At 37.0% G+C, this 17,443-nt stretch carries 12 protein-coding genes; all 12 read left to right on the forward strand.

The window, feature by feature from the left end; all coding sequences use genetic code 11:
* The first annotated feature begins 3 nt into the window (after nucleotides 1-3).
* The 12 genes from vex2 (at nucleotide 4) to HT718_RS03565 (ending at nucleotide 17,422) form a co-directional block, all read left to right on the forward strand.
* Nucleotides 4-651, forward strand: a complete 648-nt coding sequence (gene vex2, locus HT718_RS03510; protein WP_000173751.1) for an ABC transporter ATP-binding subunit Vex2 — start codon at nucleotides 4-6, stop codon at nucleotides 649-651.
* A gap of 55 nt (nucleotides 652-706) precedes the next feature.
* Nucleotides 707-2,086, forward strand: a complete 1,380-nt coding sequence (vex3, locus tag HT718_RS03515; RefSeq protein ID WP_173267324.1) for an ABC transporter permease subunit Vex3 — start codon at nucleotides 707-709, stop codon at nucleotides 2,084-2,086.
* 141 nt (nucleotides 2,087-2,227) lie between these two features.
* Entirely contained in the window at nucleotides 2,228-2,884 is a 657-nt protein-coding gene (vncR, locus tag HT718_RS03520) for a response regulator transcription factor VncR (RefSeq protein ID WP_173267326.1), read from the forward strand.
* Nucleotides 2,881-4,209, forward strand: coding sequence for a sensor histidine kinase VncS (gene vncS, locus HT718_RS03525; RefSeq protein ID WP_173267328.1), 1,329 nt, complete (start codon nucleotides 2,881-2,883; stop codon nucleotides 4,207-4,209). Before vncR ends, vncS begins: the two co-directional genes overlap by 4 nt.
* 140 nt (nucleotides 4,210-4,349) lie before the next feature.
* The gene (locus HT718_RS03530; RefSeq protein WP_001019001.1) at nucleotides 4,350-5,231 is read left to right on the forward strand and encodes a class II fructose-bisphosphate aldolase; all 882 of its coding nucleotides are present in this window, start codon (nucleotides 4,350-4,352) and stop codon (nucleotides 5,229-5,231) included.
* Between the two features lie 326 nt (nucleotides 5,232-5,557).
* Nucleotides 5,558-6,322 (forward strand): class I SAM-dependent methyltransferase, encoded by a 765-nt coding sequence (locus HT718_RS03535; RefSeq protein ID WP_140834128.1) that lies wholly within the window; start codon nucleotides 5,558-5,560, stop codon nucleotides 6,320-6,322.
* A gap of 177 nt (nucleotides 6,323-6,499) precedes the next feature.
* On the forward strand, nucleotides 6,500-6,667 hold the full coding sequence (locus HT718_RS03540) for a transposon-encoded TnpW family protein (RefSeq protein WP_228112724.1): 168 nt from the start codon (nucleotides 6,500-6,502) through the stop codon (nucleotides 6,665-6,667).
* A 196-nt stretch (nucleotides 6,668-6,863) separates the two neighbouring features.
* Entirely contained in the window at nucleotides 6,864-7,856 is a 993-nt protein-coding gene (locus HT718_RS03545; protein ID WP_140834130.1) for an ATP-binding cassette domain-containing protein, read from the forward strand.
* Nucleotide 7,857: 1 nt separating this feature from the next.
* Nucleotides 7,858-8,676, forward strand: a complete 819-nt coding sequence (locus HT718_RS03550; RefSeq protein ID WP_173267330.1) for an ABC-2 family transporter protein — start codon at nucleotides 7,858-7,860, stop codon at nucleotides 8,674-8,676.
* A gap of 1 nt (nucleotide 8,677) precedes the next feature.
* A complete protein-coding gene (locus HT718_RS03555) occupies nucleotides 8,678-9,463 on the forward strand; it encodes an ABC transporter permease (RefSeq protein ID WP_173267333.1) in 786 nt (261 codons plus the stop codon).
* Nucleotides 9,464-10,052: 589 nt separating this feature from the next.
* Nucleotides 10,053-16,622 carry a S8 family serine peptidase gene (locus tag HT718_RS03560; RefSeq protein ID WP_173267335.1) on the forward strand — a complete coding sequence of 2,190 codons (6,570 nt, stop codon included), beginning with the start codon at nucleotides 10,053-10,055 and terminating at the stop codon, nucleotides 16,620-16,622.
* Between the two features lie 491 nt (nucleotides 16,623-17,113).
* Nucleotides 17,114-17,422 (forward strand): hypothetical protein, encoded by a 309-nt coding sequence (locus HT718_RS03565; RefSeq protein WP_173267337.1) that lies wholly within the window; start codon nucleotides 17,114-17,116, stop codon nucleotides 17,420-17,422.
* Nucleotides 17,423-17,443 lie beyond the last annotated feature (21 nt).

Raw genomic sequence — 17,443 nt, forward strand, 5'->3', positions numbered from 1 at the left:
ATCATGACTTTATTACAATTACAAGATGTTACCTACCGTTATAAGAACACTGCTGAAGCAGTCCTATATCAGATCAATTATAATTTTGAACCCGGGAAATTTTACAGTATTATTGGGGAGTCAGGAGCAGGAAAATCCACACTCTTGTCCCTACTTGCTGGTCTAGATAGTCCTGTTGAAGGTTCTATCCTTTTTCAAGGAGAGGATATTCGTAAGAAGGGCTATTCTTACCATCGCATGCACCATATTTCCCTGGTCTTTCAAAATTATAACTTGATAGATTATCTTTCTCCACTGGAAAATATCCGCTTGGTCAACAAAAAGGCAAGCAAGGATACACTGCTTGAGCTTGGTTTGGATGAAAGTCAGATCAAGCGGAATGTTCTCCAGTTATCAGGGGGGCAACAGCAACGTGTTGCAATTGCTCGTAGTTTGGTATCGGAAGCTCCAGTTATTCTAGCTGATGAGCCAACAGGAAATCTGGACCCTAAAACTGCTGGAGATATTGTCGAACTGCTCAAATCACTTGCCCAAAAAACAGGTAAATGTGTCATCGTCGTAACTCACAGCAAAGAAGTGGCACAAGCGTCAGATATTACACTTGAATTGAAGGACAAGAAACTGACTGAAACTCGCAATACGACGAAATAATATGAGCTTTTTCTGTTAGAACTATAAAGTAAAACAAAATCTAGAAAGGGAACCTATGTTACACAACGCATTTGCCTATGTTACAAGGAAGTTTTTCAAATCGATTGTCATCTTCCTGATTATTCTCCTTATGGCGAGCTTGAGTTTGGTCGGCTTGTCGATCAAGGGAGCTACTGCCAAGGCTTCTCAGGAGACCTTTAAAAATATCACCAACAGCTTCTCCATGCAAATCAATCGTCGCGTTAATCAAGGAACGCCACGTGGTGCTGGTAATATCAAGGGTGAAGATATCAAAAAAATCACCGAAAATAAGGCCATCGAGTCTTATGTTAAACGCATTAATGCCATTGGAGATTTGAGTGGATATGAACTTATCGAAACTCCAGAAACCAAGAAAAATCTGACACCTGACCGTGCTAAACATTTTGGAAGTAGCTTGATGATTACAGGTGTCAATGACTCTTCTAAAGAAGACAAGTTTGTCTCTGGTTCTTATAAGTTGGTCGAAGGTGAGCACCTAACTAACGATGACAAAAACAAGATTCTCATGCACAAGGACTTGGCAGCCAAACACGGCTGGAAAGTAGGGGACAAGGTCAAACTAGACTCTAATATCTACGATGCAGACAATGAAAAAGGTGCCAAGGAAACAGTCGAAGTGACAATCAAGGGACTCTTTGATGGTCACAATAAGTCGGCAGTAACCTACTCACAAGAACTATACGAGAACACAGCTATCACAGACATCCATACGGCTGCTAAACTATATGGTTACACAGAAGACACAGCTATTTATGGGGACGCAACCTTCTTTGTAATAGCGGACAAGAACTTGGATGATGTTATGAAAGAGTTGAATGGCATCAGTGGTATCAACTGGAAGAGCTATACACTCGTTAAGAGCTCATCTAACTACCCAGCTCTTGAGCAATCCATCACTGGCATGTACAAGATGGCCAACCTCCTCTTCTGGGGCAGCTTGAGCTTCTCAGTTCTTCTCCTTGCCCTCTTGCTCAGCCTTTGGATCAATGCCCGTCGCAAGGAAGTGGGTATTCTCCTCTCTATCGGTCTCAAGAAGGCAAGTATCTTGGGTCAATTCATCACTGAATCCATCTTGATTGCCATACCTGCTCTTGTTTCTGCTTACTTCTTAGCTACTTACACAGCGCGTGCAATCGGAAATACTGTTCTTGCCAATGTCACTTCAGGTGTTGCCAAGCAAGCCAGCAAGGCAGCTCAAGCCTCTAACCTTGGTGGTGGTGCAGAAGTAGATGGTTTTAGCAAGACCTTGTCGAGCCTAGATATTTCTATTCAGACATCAGACTTTATCATCGTCTTTGTCCTAGCCTTGGTTCTAGTGGTTCTCGTTATGGCGCTTGCTTCAAGCAATCTCCTCAGAAAACAACCCAAAGAGCTTCTGCTGGATAGCGAATAACAAACTTGCTACCTATTCTCCCCTAAATGGGGTATAATATAGGTAGCATTTTTATCTGTTTTGTCTTGGTAAATCCTCTGTTTATCAGGATGAAAGCAAGTTGCTTTACAAGAAATTTAAAGGAATGTGAAACGTTTTTCTATGAAAATTTTAATTGTAGAAGATGAAGAGATGATCCGTGAGGGGATCAGTGATTATTTGACGGATTGTGGTTATGAAACTATTGAGGCAGCGGACGGTCAGGAAGCACTGGAGCAATTTTCTAGCTATGAGGTAGCCCTGGTTTTACTGGATATCCAGATGCCCAAGCTCAACGGCCTAGAAGTCCTAGCTGAGATTCGTAAAACCAGTCAGGTTCCTGTATTGATGCTGACTGCCTTTCAGGATGAGGAATACAAGATGAGTGCCTTTGCCTCTCTGGCAGATGGCTATCTGGAAAAACCTTTTTCTCTGTCCCTTTTAAAAGTGAGGGTCGACGCGATTTTCAAGCGCTACTATGATACGGGACGAGTCTTCTCCTATAAGGATGCCAAGGTGGATTTTGAGAGCTATAGTGCTAGCCTAGCAGGTCAAGAAGTGGCTATCAATGCCAAAGAGTTGGAAATTCTGGACTATCTGGTGAAAAATGAAGGACGGGCCTTGACTCGATCTCAGATTATTGATGCTGTCTGGAAGGCGACAGATGAGGTTCCTTTTGACCGTGTCATTGATGTTTATATTAAGGAACTGCGGAAAAAGCTAGACTTGGATTGCATCCTTACTGTGCGCAATGTTGGTTATAAATTGGAGCGAAAATGAAACGAACAGGTTTATTTACAAAGATATTTATCTATACCTTCTCGATTTTTAGTGTTCTGGTCGTCTGTCTTCATTTAGCCATTTATTTTCTCTTTCCCTCGACTTATCTGAGCCACCATCAGGAAACCATTGGTCAGAAAGCGACAGTTATTGCCCGGTCACTCGAAGGAAAGGATAGACAGAGTATCGAGCAAGTCTTAGACTTGTATTCACAGACCAGTGAGATTAAGGGGGCGGTCAAGGGAGAGATGACCGAGGACAAGTTAGAAGTTAAAGAGAGTCTTCCTCTAGACACAGATCGTCAGACCACCTCCCTCTTTATTGAGGAGCGTGAGGTGAAAACGCAAGACGGAAGTACCATGACTCTTCAGTTTCTAGCGTCCATGGACTTGCAAAAGGAAGCAGAGCAGATCAGTCTCCAATTTCTCCCCTATACCTTGCTGGCTTCCTTTCTGATTTCTCTCTTGGTAGCCTACATCTATGCTCGGACCATTGTTGCCCCTATTTTGGAAATCAAGCGGGTGACCCGTCGGATGATGGAACTGGATTCCCAAGTGCGATTACGTGTGGATTCTAAGGATGAGATTGGTAATCTCAAAGAACAAATCAATAGCCTCTACCAGCATCTTTTGACTGTCATAGCGGACTTGAATGACAAGAATGAAGCCATTCTCCAGTTTGAGAAGATGAAGGTCGAATTCCTACGAGGGGCGTCTCATGAACTGAAAACACCACTGGCCAGTTTGAAAATCCTAATCGAAAATATGAAAGAAAATATTGGTCGTTATAAGGCTAGAGACCACTATCTGGGAGTTGCCTTGGGGATTGTGGATGAACTCAATCACCATGTTCTCCAGATACTTTCTCTCTCGTCTGTGCAGGAATTACGAGATGATAGGGAAAAAATTGACTTACACCAGATGACGCAAAGTCTGGTTAAGGATTATGCCTTGCTCGCCAAGGAGAGAGAGCTCCAGATAGACAATAGTTTGACCCATCAGCAGGCTTATCTAAATCCATCAGTTATGAAGTTGATCCTGTCTAATCTCATCAGCAATGCTATCAAGCACTCCACTCTAGGTGGCTTGGTTCGAATTGGTGAAAGAGAAGGGGAACTTTTTATCGAGAATAGCTGTAGTCCTGAAGAACAAGAAAAACTGGCCCAGTCTTTTTCTGATAATGCTAGTCGCAAGGCCAAGGGGTCTGGGATGGGGCTCTTTGTTGTTAAAAGTTTATTAGAACATGAAAAATTAGTTTATCGTTTTGAAATGCAGGAGAATAGTTTAACTTTCTTCATAGCTTTTCCAAAAGTTGCCCAAGACTAGGCAGAGAAAGGGTTTACATAGATGGAGCTAGAAGAAATTCAATCGAAACTACGGGAAAAACTAGATTTTTTTGTCAAAAAGTGATAAAATGAACAATGTAAATGGGATGTCCCATAAAAATATACAGGAGGCCTGATAAAATGGCAATCGTTTCAGCAGAAAAATTTGTCCAAGCAGCTCGTGACAACGGTTATGCAGTTGGTGGATTTAACACAAACAACCTTGAGTGGACTCAAGCTATCTTGCGCGCAGCAGAAGCTAAAAAAGCTCCAGTTTTGATCCAAACTTCAATGGGTGCTGCTAAATACATGGGTGGTTACAAAGTTGCTCGCAACTTGATCGCTAACCTTGTTGAATCAATGGGTATCACTGTACCAGTAGCTATCCACCTTGACCACGGTCACTACGAAGATGCACTTGAGTGTATCGAAGTTGGTTACACTTCAATCATGTTTGACGGTTCACACCTTCCAGTTGAAGAAAACCTTAAATTGGCTAAAGAAGTTGTTGAAAAAGCACACGCTAAAGGTATCTCAGTAGAAGCTGAAGTTGGTACTATCGGTGGTGAAGAAGACGGAATCATCGGTAAAGGTGAATTGGCTCCAATCGAAGACGCTAAAGCAATGGTTGAAACTGGTATCGACTTCTTGGCAGCTGGTATCGGTAACATCCACGGTCCTTACCCAGCAAACTGGGAAGGTCTTGATCTTGATCACTTGCAAAAATTGACAGAAGCTCTTCCAGGATTCCCAATCGTATTGCACGGTGGATCAGGTATTCCTGATGAGCAAATCCAAGCAGCTATCAAACTTGGTGTTGCGAAAGTTAACGTTAACACTGAATGCCAAATCGCATTCGCTAACGCAACTCGTAAATTTGCTCGTGACTACGAAGCAAACGAAGCAGAATACGACAAGAAAAAACTCTTCGACCCACGTAAATTCTTGGCTGACGGTGTAAAAGCTATCCAAGCATCAGTTGAAGAACGTATCGACGTATTCGGTTCAGAAGGTAAAGCTTAATCTAGCTGAATAATACAGATGAAACCTGCCCATTGGGTGGGTTTTTTGTGTCTGAATATATAGCGAATATACTATAGAAGAACCAATCTTAAGTTGCTAAAAGGTTCTATTTTTTGTACAATAATGCTATGAAAAAACTAAAATGTAATCTTGGTTTTAGAGAAGCTTTTTTGTTTTTTTTTTAGTTTAAATAAATTTTAAAAATACTAATTAAAAAAATAATGAAATAATAGTAATTCAACATATGGTATAATAGAATGAAATCAAGGAATGGCAACCTATTCACCTTAAATCGAAATAATATAAAGATACGAGGAGATTATAAGATGAACAATTATATAAAATTAAATAAAGATAGATGGAATAATGTAAAAAATGACTATACTGAGCCATTGACACATGAAGAATTAGAAGAAGCTAGGAAACATCCAATTTCTGTTGCCTTAACTGTTGGGAAAAAAGTTCCAAAAGAATGGTTTGAAAAAGCAAACGGAAAAAAGATATTAGGTTTAGCTTGTGGTGGAGGACAACAGGGACCAGTTTTTGCTGTAAAAGGTTATGATGTAACCATAATGGATTTTTCTAAATCACAATTACAAAGAGATGAGATGGTTGCTAAAAGAGAAGGCTTAAAAATTAATACAGTTCAAGGTGATATGACAGAACCATTTCCATTTGAAAATGAAACTTTTGATATTATTTTTAATCCAGTTTCAAATGTATATATAGAGGATTTGGAAAATATGTATAAAGAAGCCTCTCGAGTATTGAAAAAGGGTGGATTGTTGATGGTTGGATTTATGAATCCTTGGATATACATGTATGATGCTGATATTGTATGGGACAAACCTGATGAGGAACTGCTTTTGAAGTTTTTATTACCTTTTAATTCAAAAGAGCTTGAAGAGGAAGGAAAGATAACCATAAATCCAGAATATGGATATGAATTTAGCCATACTTTAGAAACTCAGATTAGAGGACAACTTAAAAATGGTTTTGCTATGATTGATTTTTATGAATCATGTGACAAAAGACATCGATTATCACGTTATGGGAATGACTATGTAGCTACACTTAGCATTAAACTATGATCTTATGAAACATACTTCAAGAGCATGGCCCGTTTTATGTTCCGTAAGGGTTACAATCTAAATCTCAGTTTGTCGAAGTAAGATAATCAAAGAAAATTAGAGAGAGGAAGTAAAAGCGGTAAATTGCAGATACTTCCTTTTTTGTTGTCAGAAATTGAAAAACGGAAAGTAGAATTTTTGGAAGAACTAAAAAACATTGGCACAAAGAGAAAGATTGGAAAGACAACCGATGAGTTTATTGTATATTTCAATGAAAATGCAACTGAAACAATCCAAGATAGACTGACAAAAATAATACTGAAGGAGCTTAGGAGAAAATTGGATGAAAAGATGATTTTGAATTAAAAATAGTATTTTAAGAGAGAAATCTCTCATTTCATAAACTTTAGGCAAACGCTTGCATTTTAGTTTTTATTGGACTATAATAGGTTGGTATAAAGCCTTCTGTAATAATAAAATGTAGCAGGTTTAGAAAGTAAGGATTTAGAATGTTTGTAGTCAAAAACACAATGTTGCTATTCCTTGCGATAGGGAGATAGATATGGCAATGATAGAAGTGGAACATCTTCAGAAAAATTTTGTGAAGACAGTTAAGGAACCGGGATTGAAGGGGGCTTTGCGTTCCTTTATTCATCCTGAAAAGCAGATCTTTGAAGCGGTCAAGGATTTGACTTTTGAAGTTCCAAAAGGGCAGATTTTAGGATTTATCGGGGCAAATGGTGCTGGAAAGTCGACAACCATCAAAATGCTGACAGGGATTTTAAAACCGACATCTGGTTTTTGTCGGATTAACGGCAAGATTCCGCAGGATAATCGTCAAGATTATGTCAAAGATATTGGTGTTGTCTTTGGACAAAGAACCCAGCTATGGTGGGATTTGGCACTGCAAGAGACCTACACGGTCTTGAAGGAGATTTACGATGTGCCAGACTCTCTCTTTCATAAGCGTATGGACTTTTTAAATGAAGTCTTGGATTTGAAAGACTTTATCAAGGATCCTGTGCGAACTCTTTCATTGGGACAGCGCATGCGGGCGGACATTGCAGCTTCCTTGCTTCACAATCCCAAGGTTCTCTTTTTAGATGAGCCTACCATTGGTTTGGACGTTTCGGTCAAGGATAACATTCGTCGGGCTATTACCCAAATCAATCAGGAGGAAGAAACCACCATTCTCTTGACCACTCACGACCTGAGCGACATTGAGCAACTCTGTGATCGGATTTTTATGATAGACAAGGGACAGGAGATTTTTGATGGAACGGTGAGCCAACTCAAGGAGACCTTTGGTAAGATGAAGACACTCTCCTTTGAACTGCTACCAGGTCAAAGTCATCTCGTTTCTCACTATGAAGGGTTTTCGGATATGACAATTGATAGACAAGGGAATAGTCTCAACATTGAATTCGATAGTTCCCTCTACCAGTCGGCTGACATTATCAAGCAAACCCTGTCTGATTTTGAAATCCGCGATTTGAAAATGGTGGATACGGATATTGAGGATATTATCCGCCGCTTCTACCGAAAGGAGCTCTAAGATGGTCAAATTGTGGAGACGTTATAAACCCTTTATCAATGCAGGTGTTCAGGAATTGATTACCTATCGAGTCAACTTTATTCTCTATCGGATCGGAGATGTTATGGGTGCTTTTGTGGCCTTTTATCTCTGGAAGGCTGTCTTTGATTCCTCGCAGGAGTCTTTGATTCAGGGCTTTAGTATGGCAGATATCACCCTCTACATCATCATGAGTTTTGTGACTAATCTTTTGACTAGGTCAGATAGCTCCTTTATGATTGGAGAGGAGGTCAAGGATGGGTCCATTATCATGCGTTTGTTGCGACCAGTGCATTTTGCAGCCTCTTATCTCTTTACCGAGCTTGGTTCCAAGTGGTTGATTTTTATCTCTGTTGGACTGCCATTTTTAAGCGTTATTGTTTTGATGAAAATCTTATCTGGGCAAGGGATTGTAGAAGTGCTGGGATTAACTGTCCTTTACCTCTTTAGCTTAACGCTGGCCTATCTGATTAACTTTTTCTTTAATATCTGTTTTGGTTTTTCTGCCTTTGTGTTTAAAAATCTATGGGGTTCCAATTTACTCAAGACTTCCATAGTGGCCTTTATGTCTGGAAGTTTGATTCCCTTGGCTTTCTTTCCAAAGCTTGTTGCAGATATTCTGTCCTTCCTGCCTTTTTCATCCTTGATTTATACTCCAGTTATGATCATTGTTGGAAAATACGATGCCAGTCAGATGCTTCAGGCACTCCTTTTGCAGTTTTTCTGGCTCTTAGTGATGGTGGGCTTGTCTCAGTTGATTTGGAAACGAGTCCAGTCCTTTATCACCATTCAAGGAGGTTAGTATGAAAAAATATCAACGCATGCATCTGATTTTTATCAGACAATACATCAAGCAAATCATGGAATACAAGGTCGATTTTGTGGTTGGTGTCTTGGGAGTCTTTCTGACTCAAGGCCTGAACCTCTTATTTCTCAATGTCATCTTTCAACACATCCCATCCCTAGAAGGTTGGACTTTTCAAGAAATTGCCTTTATATATGGTTTTTCCTTGATTCCTAAGGGCTTTGACCATCTCTTTTTTGACAATCTTTGGGCTCTGGGACAGCGCTTGGTGCGAAAAGGAGAATTTGATAAGTACCTGACGCGTCCCATCAATCCTCTCTTCCACATCCTAGTCGAGACTTTTCAGATTGATGCCTTGGGCGAACTATTGGTCGGTGGAATTTTACTAGCGACAACAGTATCAAGCATTTCTTGGACTCTTCCAAAATTCTTGCTTTTCCTAGTCTGTATTCCTTTTGCGACCTTGATTTATACTTCCTTGAAAATCGCGACAGCCAGCATCGCTTTTTGGACCAAGCAATCAGGAGCTATGATTTACATTTTTTATATGTTTAATGATTTTGCCAAGTACCCAATTTCCATTTACAATTCGCTTCTTCGTTGGTTGATCAGCTTTATCGTGCCTTTTGCCTTTACGGCCTACTATCCTGCCAGCTATTTCTTACAGGACAAGGATGTACTCTTTAACATCGGAGGTTTGATGTTGATTTCCCTTGTTTTCTTTGTCATTTCCCTTAAACTTTGGGATAGGGGCTTAGATGCCTACGAAAGTGCAGGGTCGTAAATAATAGAATATCAAAGCCTTGTCTCAGGACAGGCTTTTTCTAATAGAAATGAAAATTCCTTGACATCTATTCTCAGATCGCTATATTGTAAGTGTAATCGCCGATTTAGCTCAGTTGCTAGAGCAAAGTACTCGTAAAGCCTAGGTCACAGGTGAAGATATGACTGAGGATTTGAAAAATTAGATATGTAGAAAATAACCGTTAAGCCTCGTTCTTAGCGGTTATTTATATTGTTTAATAGCGCTGATATTTCATCAATGATGTTTGACTTTGTGATGTTGCTAGTGCTTTAAGTTGATTGCTACTATTTTTGATGGTGTGAATGTTCTGATAATATTCCCCAGTTAACTACGAAAGTTTTTGACTTAACCTTATTTTTAATACCTATTAAAAAATAAATTAATGCATGTTAATTTTTCTTGACTTAAATTTTTTTAATTGATATACTATTTTCAGAGAGTTAACAATTATATATAAATGCACTACTCTATGTCCTAGATAATACTTAGTAAAACTTTTTATAACAAAGGCTAGCAAAGTTAAAGTTTTCTATCTATTGGAAGTTAAATAAATATGTAAGGAATTAAAATGAAAAAAAGTACAGTATTGTCATTAACCACAGCTGCAGTTATTTTAGCAGCATATGTCCCTAATGAGGTAGTTTTAGCAGACACATCTAGCTCTGAAGATGCTTTAAATATCTCTGATAAAGAAAAAGTAGTAGTAGATAAGGAAACAGAGAATAAAGAGAAACATGAAGATATTCATAATGCTATAGAAACTTCAAAGGATACTGAAGATAAGAAAACAACAGTTATTGAGGAAAAAGAAGTTGTTAGTAAAGAATCTGTGATAGATAATAAAGCTAACAACGAAAAAGCAACAAGCAAAAAAGAAGATTCCAATCAATCTCAAGGAGATAATGCAGACTCGTCTGCAAGTAAAGCCCCAGAAAGTCCCAAAAAAGAGGATAAACTTGTCTATATTGCTGAATTTAAAGATAAAGAATCTGGAGAAAAAGCAATCAAGGAATTATCCAATCTTAAGGATACAAAAGTTTTATATACTTATGATACAGTTTTTAATGGTGTTGCAATAGAAACAACTCCAGATAATCTGGACAAAATTAAACTAATAGAAGGTATCTCATCGGTTGAACGATCACAAAAAGTCCAGCCAATGATGAATCATGCCAGAAAGGAAATTGGAGTTGAAGAGGCTATAGATTACCTAAAATCTATCAATGCTCCATTTGGGAAAAACTTTGATGGTCGGGGTATGGTCATTTCAAACATCGATACTGGGACAGATTATAGGCATAAGGCTATGAGAATCGATGATGATGCCAAAGACTCAATGAGATTTAAAAAAGAAGACTTAAAAGGTACTGATAAAAATTTCTGGTTGAGTGATAAAATCCCTCATGCTTTCAATTATTATAATGGTGGTAAAATCACTGTAGAAAAAGCTGATGATGGAAGCGATTATTTTGATCCACATGGAATGCATATTGCAGGGATTCTTGCGGGAAATGATACTGAAAAAGATATTAAAAACTTTAACGGAATAGATGGAATTGCTCCTAATGCACAGATCTTCTCTTATAAAATGTACTCTGACGCAGGATCTGGCTTCGCAGGAGATGAAACAATGTTTCATGCTATTGAAGATTCGATCAAACACAATGTCGATGTTGTTTCAGTATCATCTGGCTTTACAGGAACAGGTCTTGTAGGTGAGAAATATTGGGAAGCTATTAGAGCGTTAAGAAAAGCAGGCATTCCAATGGTTGTAGCTACGGGTAACTATGCGACTTCTGCTTCAAGTTCTTCATGGGATTTAGTGGCAAATAATAATCTGAAAATGACCGACACTGGAAATGTAACGCGAACTGCAGCACATGAAGATGCGATAGCGGTCGCTTCTGCTAAAAATCAGACAGTTGAGTTTGATAAAGTCAACATAGGTGGAGAAAATTTTAAATACAGAAATATAGGGGCCTTTTTCGATAAGAATAAAATCACAACAAATGAAGACGGTTCAAAAGCTCCTAGTAAATTAAACTTTGTATATATAGGCAAGGGGCAAGACAAAGATTTGATAGGATTGGATCTTAAGGGCAAAATTGCAGTAATGGATCGAATTTATACCAAGGATTTAAAAGATGCTTTTAAAAGAGCAACGGATAAGGGCGCACGCGCCATTATGGTTGTAAATACTGTCAATTACTACAATAGAGATAATTGGACAGAGCTTCCAGCCATGGGATATGAAGCGGATGAAGGGACTAAAAGTCAAGTATTTTCAATTTCAGGAGATGATGGTGTAAAGCTATGGAACATGATTAATCCTGATAAAAAAACTGAGGTTAAAAGAAATAGTAAAGAAGATTTCAAAGATAAATTGGAGCAATACTATCCAATTGATATGGCAAGCTATAATTCTAATAAACCGAATGTAGGTGACGAAAAAGAGATTGACTTTAAGTTTGCATCTGACACAGACAAAGAATTGTATAAAGAAGATATCATAGTTCCAGCAGGATCCACATCTTGGGGACCGAGAACAGATTTGCTTTTAAAACCTGATGTCTCAGCACCAGGTAAAAATATTAAATCCACTCTCAATGTCATTAATGGGAAATCAACTTATGGCTATATGTCAGGAACTAGTATGGCAACTCCAATCGTAGCAGCTTCTACTGTTTTGATTAGGCCAAAGTTAAAGGAAATGCTTGAAAGACCTGCCTTGAAAAATCTTGAAGGAGATGACAAAATAGACCTTACAAGTCTTACAAAAATTGCCCTACAAAATACTGCACGGCCTATGATGGATGCGACTTCTTGGAAAGAAAAAAGTCAATACTTTGCATCACCTAGACAACAGGGGGCAGGGCTAATTAATGTTGCTAATGCTTTGAGAAATGAAGTCGTAGCTACTTTCAAAAACACGGATTCTAAAGGTTTGGTAAACTCTTATGGTTCTGTTTCTCTTAAAGAAATAAAAGGAGATAAAAAATACTTTACAATTAAGCTTCACAATACATCAAACAGACCTTTAACCTTTAAAGTTTCAGCATCAGCGGTAACTACAGATGCTCTAACTGATAGACTCAAACTGGATGAAACATACAAAGATGAAAAATCTCCAGATGGGAAGCAAATTGTTCCAGAAATCCACCCAGAAAAAGTCAAAGGAGCAAATATCACATTTGAGCATGACACTTTCACTATAGGCCCAAATTCTAGCTTTGATTTAAATGCGGTTATAAACGTTGGAGAGGCTAAAAATAAAAATAAATTTGTAGAATCATTTATTCATTTTGAGTCAGTGGAAGAAATGGAAGCTCTAAACTCCAACGGGAAGAAAACAAATTTCCAACCTTCTTTATCGATGCCTCTAATGGGATTTGCTGGGGATTGGAACCACGAACCAATCCTTGATAAATGGGCCTGGGAAGAAGGTTCAAAATCAAAAACAATGGAAGGTTATGATGATGATGGTAAACCAAAAATTCCAGGAACCTTAAATAAGGGAATTGGTGGAGAACATGGTATAGATAAATTTAATCCAGCAGGAGTTATACAAAATAGAAAAGATAAAAATACAACATCCCTAGATCAAAATCCAGAATTATTTGCTTTCAATAACGAAGGGATCAACGCACCATCATCAAGTGGTTCTAATATTGCTAAAATTTATCCCTTAGATTCAAATGGAAATCCTCAAGATGCTCAACTTGAGAGAGGATTAACACCTTCTCCACTTGTATTAAGAAGTGCAGAAGAAGGCATGATTTCAATAGTAAATACAAATAAAGAGGGAGAAAATCAAATTGACTTAAAAGTCATTTCGAGAGAACACTTTATTAAAGGAATTTTAAACTCTAAGAGAAATGATGCAAAGGGAATCAAATCTTCAAAACTAAAAGTTTGGGGTGACTTGAAATGGGATGGACTCATCTATAACCCTAGAGGTAGAGAAGAAAATGCACCAGAAAGCAAGGATAGCCAAGATCCAGCTACTAGGATAAGAGGTCAATTTGAACCGATTGCAGAAGGTCAATATTTCTATAAATTTAAATATAGATTAACTAAAGATTACCCATGGCAGGTTTCCTATATTCCTGTAAAAATTGATAACACAGCTCCTAAGATTGTTTCGGTTGATTTTTCAAATCCTGAAAAAATTAAGCTGATTACAAAGGATACTTATCACAAGGTAAAAGATCAATACAAGAATGAAACTCTATTTGCGAGAGATCAAAAAGAACATCCTGAAAAATTTGACGAGATTGCCAACGAAGTTTGGTATGCTGGCGCCGCTCTGGTTAATGAAGATGGAGAGGTTGAGAAAAATCTTGAAGTAACTTACGCAGGTGAGGGTCAAGGAAGAAATAGAAAGCTTGACAAAGATGGAAATACCATTTATGAAATTAATGGTGCAGGAGATTTAAGAGGAAAAATCATTGAAGTCATTGCATTAGATGGCTCTAGCAATTTCACAAAGATTCATAGAATTAAATTTGCTGATCATGCTGATGAAAAGGGGATGATTTCTTATTATCTAGTAGATCCTGATCAGGATTCATCTAAATACCAAAAACTTGGCGAGATTGCCGAATCTAAATTTAAAAATTTAGAAAATAGAAAAGAGGATAGTCTTAAAAAAGATACAACTGAGATAGAAAATCATCAAGAAAATGCAGAGTCTATCGAAGAAAAATCTAGCTTGACTATTCATAAAACTATTTCAACAATTAGAGAGTTTGAAAGTAAAGACTTGAAGAAACTCATTAAAAAGAAATTTAGAGAAGTTGATGACTTTACAAGTGAAACTGGTAAGAGGACAGAAGAATACGATTATAAATACGATGATAAGGGAAATATCATTGCTTATGACGATGGTAGCGCCTTAGAATATGAAACTGAAAAACTTGACGAAATCAAATCAAAAATTTATGGTGTTCTAAGCCCGTCTAAAGATGGACACTTTGAAATTCTTGGAAAGATAAGTAATGTTTCTAAAAATGCCAAGGTATATTATGGAAATAATTATAAATCTATAGAAATCAAAACGACCAAGTATGATTCTCACTCAAAAACGATGACATTTGATTTATACGCTAATATTAATGATATTGTGGATGGATTAGCTTTTTCAGGAGATATGAGATTCTTTGTTAAAGATGATGATCAGATAAAAGCTGAAACGAAAATTAGAATGCCTGAAAAAAATAAGGAAACTAAAACAGAATATCCCTATGCATCAAGTTATGGGAATGTAATAGAATTAGGAGAAGGAGATCTTTCAAAAAACAAACCAAACAATTTAACGGACATGGAATCTGGTAAAATCTATTCTGATTCAGAAAAACAACAATATCTGTTAAAAGATAACATTATTCTAAGAAAAGGCTATGCACTAAAAGTGACTACCTATAATCCTGGAAAAACGGATATGTTAGAAGGAAATGGAGTCTATAACAAGGAAGATATAGCAAAAATCCAAAAGACCAATCCTAATCTAAGAGTCCTTTCAGAAAAAATAATTTATGCTGATAGTAGAAATGTTGAAGATGGAAGAAGTACTCAATCCGTATTAATGTCGGCTTTAGACGGCTTTAACATTGTAAAATATCAAGTGTTTACCTTTAAAATGAACGATAAAGGGGAAGCAATCGATAAAGATGGAAATCTTGTAACAGATCCTTCTAAACTGGTATTATTTGGTAAGGATGGTAAAGAGTACACTGGGGAGGATAAGTCCAATGTAGAAGCTATAAAAGAAGATGGCTCTACGTTATTTATTGATGCAAAACCAGTAAATCTTTCAATGGACAAGAACTACTTTAATCCATCTAAATCTAATAAAATTTATGTACGAAATCCAGAATTCCATTTAAGAGGTAAGATTTCTGATAAGGGTGGTTTTAACTGGGAGTTGAGAGTTAATGAATCTGTTGTAGATAATTATTTAATCTACGGAGATTTACATATTGATAACACTAGAGATTTTAACGTTAAGCTTAATGTTAAAGACGGTGATATCATGGACTGGGGAATGAAAGACTATAAAGCAAACGGATTCCCAGATAAGGTAACAGATATGGATGGAAATGTTTATCTTCAAACTGGCTATAGCGATTTGAATGCGAAAGCGGTTGGAGTACACTATCAATTTTTATATGATAATGTTAAACCAGAAGTAAACATTGATCCAAAAGGAAATACTAGTATCGAATATGCTAACGGAAAATCTGTAGTCTTTAACATCAATGATAAGAGAAATAATGGATTCAATGGTGAGATTCAAGAACGACATATTTATGTAAATGGAAAAGAATATAAATCATTGGATGATATTAAAGAACTAACAGATAAGACACTAAATATTAAGATTCTTGTAAAAGATTTTGCAAGAAATACGACCGTAAAAGAATTCATTTTAAACAAAGATACGGGAGAGGTAAGCGAATTAAAACCTCAGATGGTGACTGTGACCATTCAAAATGGAAAAGAAATGAGTTCAACGATAGTGTCGGAAGAAGATTTCATTTTACCTGTCTATAAGGGTGAATTAGAAAAAGGATATCAATTTGATGGCTGGGAAATTTCTGGTGTCGAAGGGAAAAAAGATGTTGGTTATGTTATTAATGTGTCAAAAGATACCCTTATAAAACCTGTATTCAAGAAAATAGAGGAGAAAAAGGAGGAGGAAAATAAACCTACTTTTGATGTATCCAAAAAGAAAGATAAGGTGCAAGCAAATCATAATCAATTAGATGAAAGTCACAGAAAAGAGGATTTACAAAGAGAAAATCATTCACACAAATCTGATTCAACTAAAGATGTCAAAACTACAGTTCCTGTACAAGTAAATTATAGTCAATTAGATGAAAGTCAAAGATCTGATTCAACTAAGGATGTTACAGCTACAGTTCCTGATAAAAATGATAAAAACTTTGAAAATAAGAAGGAAGTTTATCTTAATGAACCAGAGAACATAGCTAATAAACATACCAATATTGATAGTAAATCAACTACTAACAATGATAGGTTGCCAAAAACCGGAACAGTTAGCGAAGTCTTCACGTCATTAGTTGCCGGAATAATGTTTACTGTAGGTGCATTTCTTGGATTGAAGAAAAAAGATTAAGATGAAGACAAAAGCTATAGAAAAATGGTTTGTTTACTGAGATTAGATAGTGTGGTGATGAAATAATTTTGTGAAAATAGCCATCTATAACTCAATTATTTAGTTTACTTTACTATTGATACCCTTTTTGGATTTATTAATAGACTTAGTTTAGATAACTAATAAATTGATTGAAAGGGTTAGTATTGACAAATATTGATCATATTTATTAGAAAATAGAGTCTATCAAAATTTAAAGGCTAATAGAGGTAATGAGATAATTTCAAGGAATTAAGTAGCGTTTGGTTGCTTAATTCCTTTTTATTTGGAAGGAAGCTTTTCACCTGCTTCCTTATTTATCGCTATTATTCAACCACTTAGACCGAGATAGAGACCAGATAGGCAAAAGAACTTGTTCTTGAAACTGACCTCTGCTAAAATGATTTTTATAAGGGACGTGAGGTCACTATCAGATAACTTAACTTCCTAAAAAAGAAATTGGAGATAAACAAATGAAAAAATTATTGGGGATTATATTTTTAGTAGCAGCAGCGACAGTATTGTATTTTGGTTCTGTTGGCTGGCCAAGTTTGGATATCAACCTATGGTCCCTGATTCCGGTAGGCTTGTTCCTATTTTTCACTCTAGAGAATCTTTTGAAAAAGGACTACAAGGCTAGTCTGATGTGTCTGATTATTGCTTTTATCATCGCAAATGCAATTTTGGACCTTTTGCCAATTTCAAGTGGCTTGGTAATTGGAGCAGGTGTGCTAGCTTGTGTAGGTATTGGTTACCTATTTCCGGATAAAGAAGGAAAATAAGATTTTTCAAATAGCGATGTA

The organism is Streptococcus sp. 714, from assembly GCF_013277115.1.
Lineage (GTDB): Bacteria > Bacillota > Bacilli > Lactobacillales > Streptococcaceae > Streptococcus.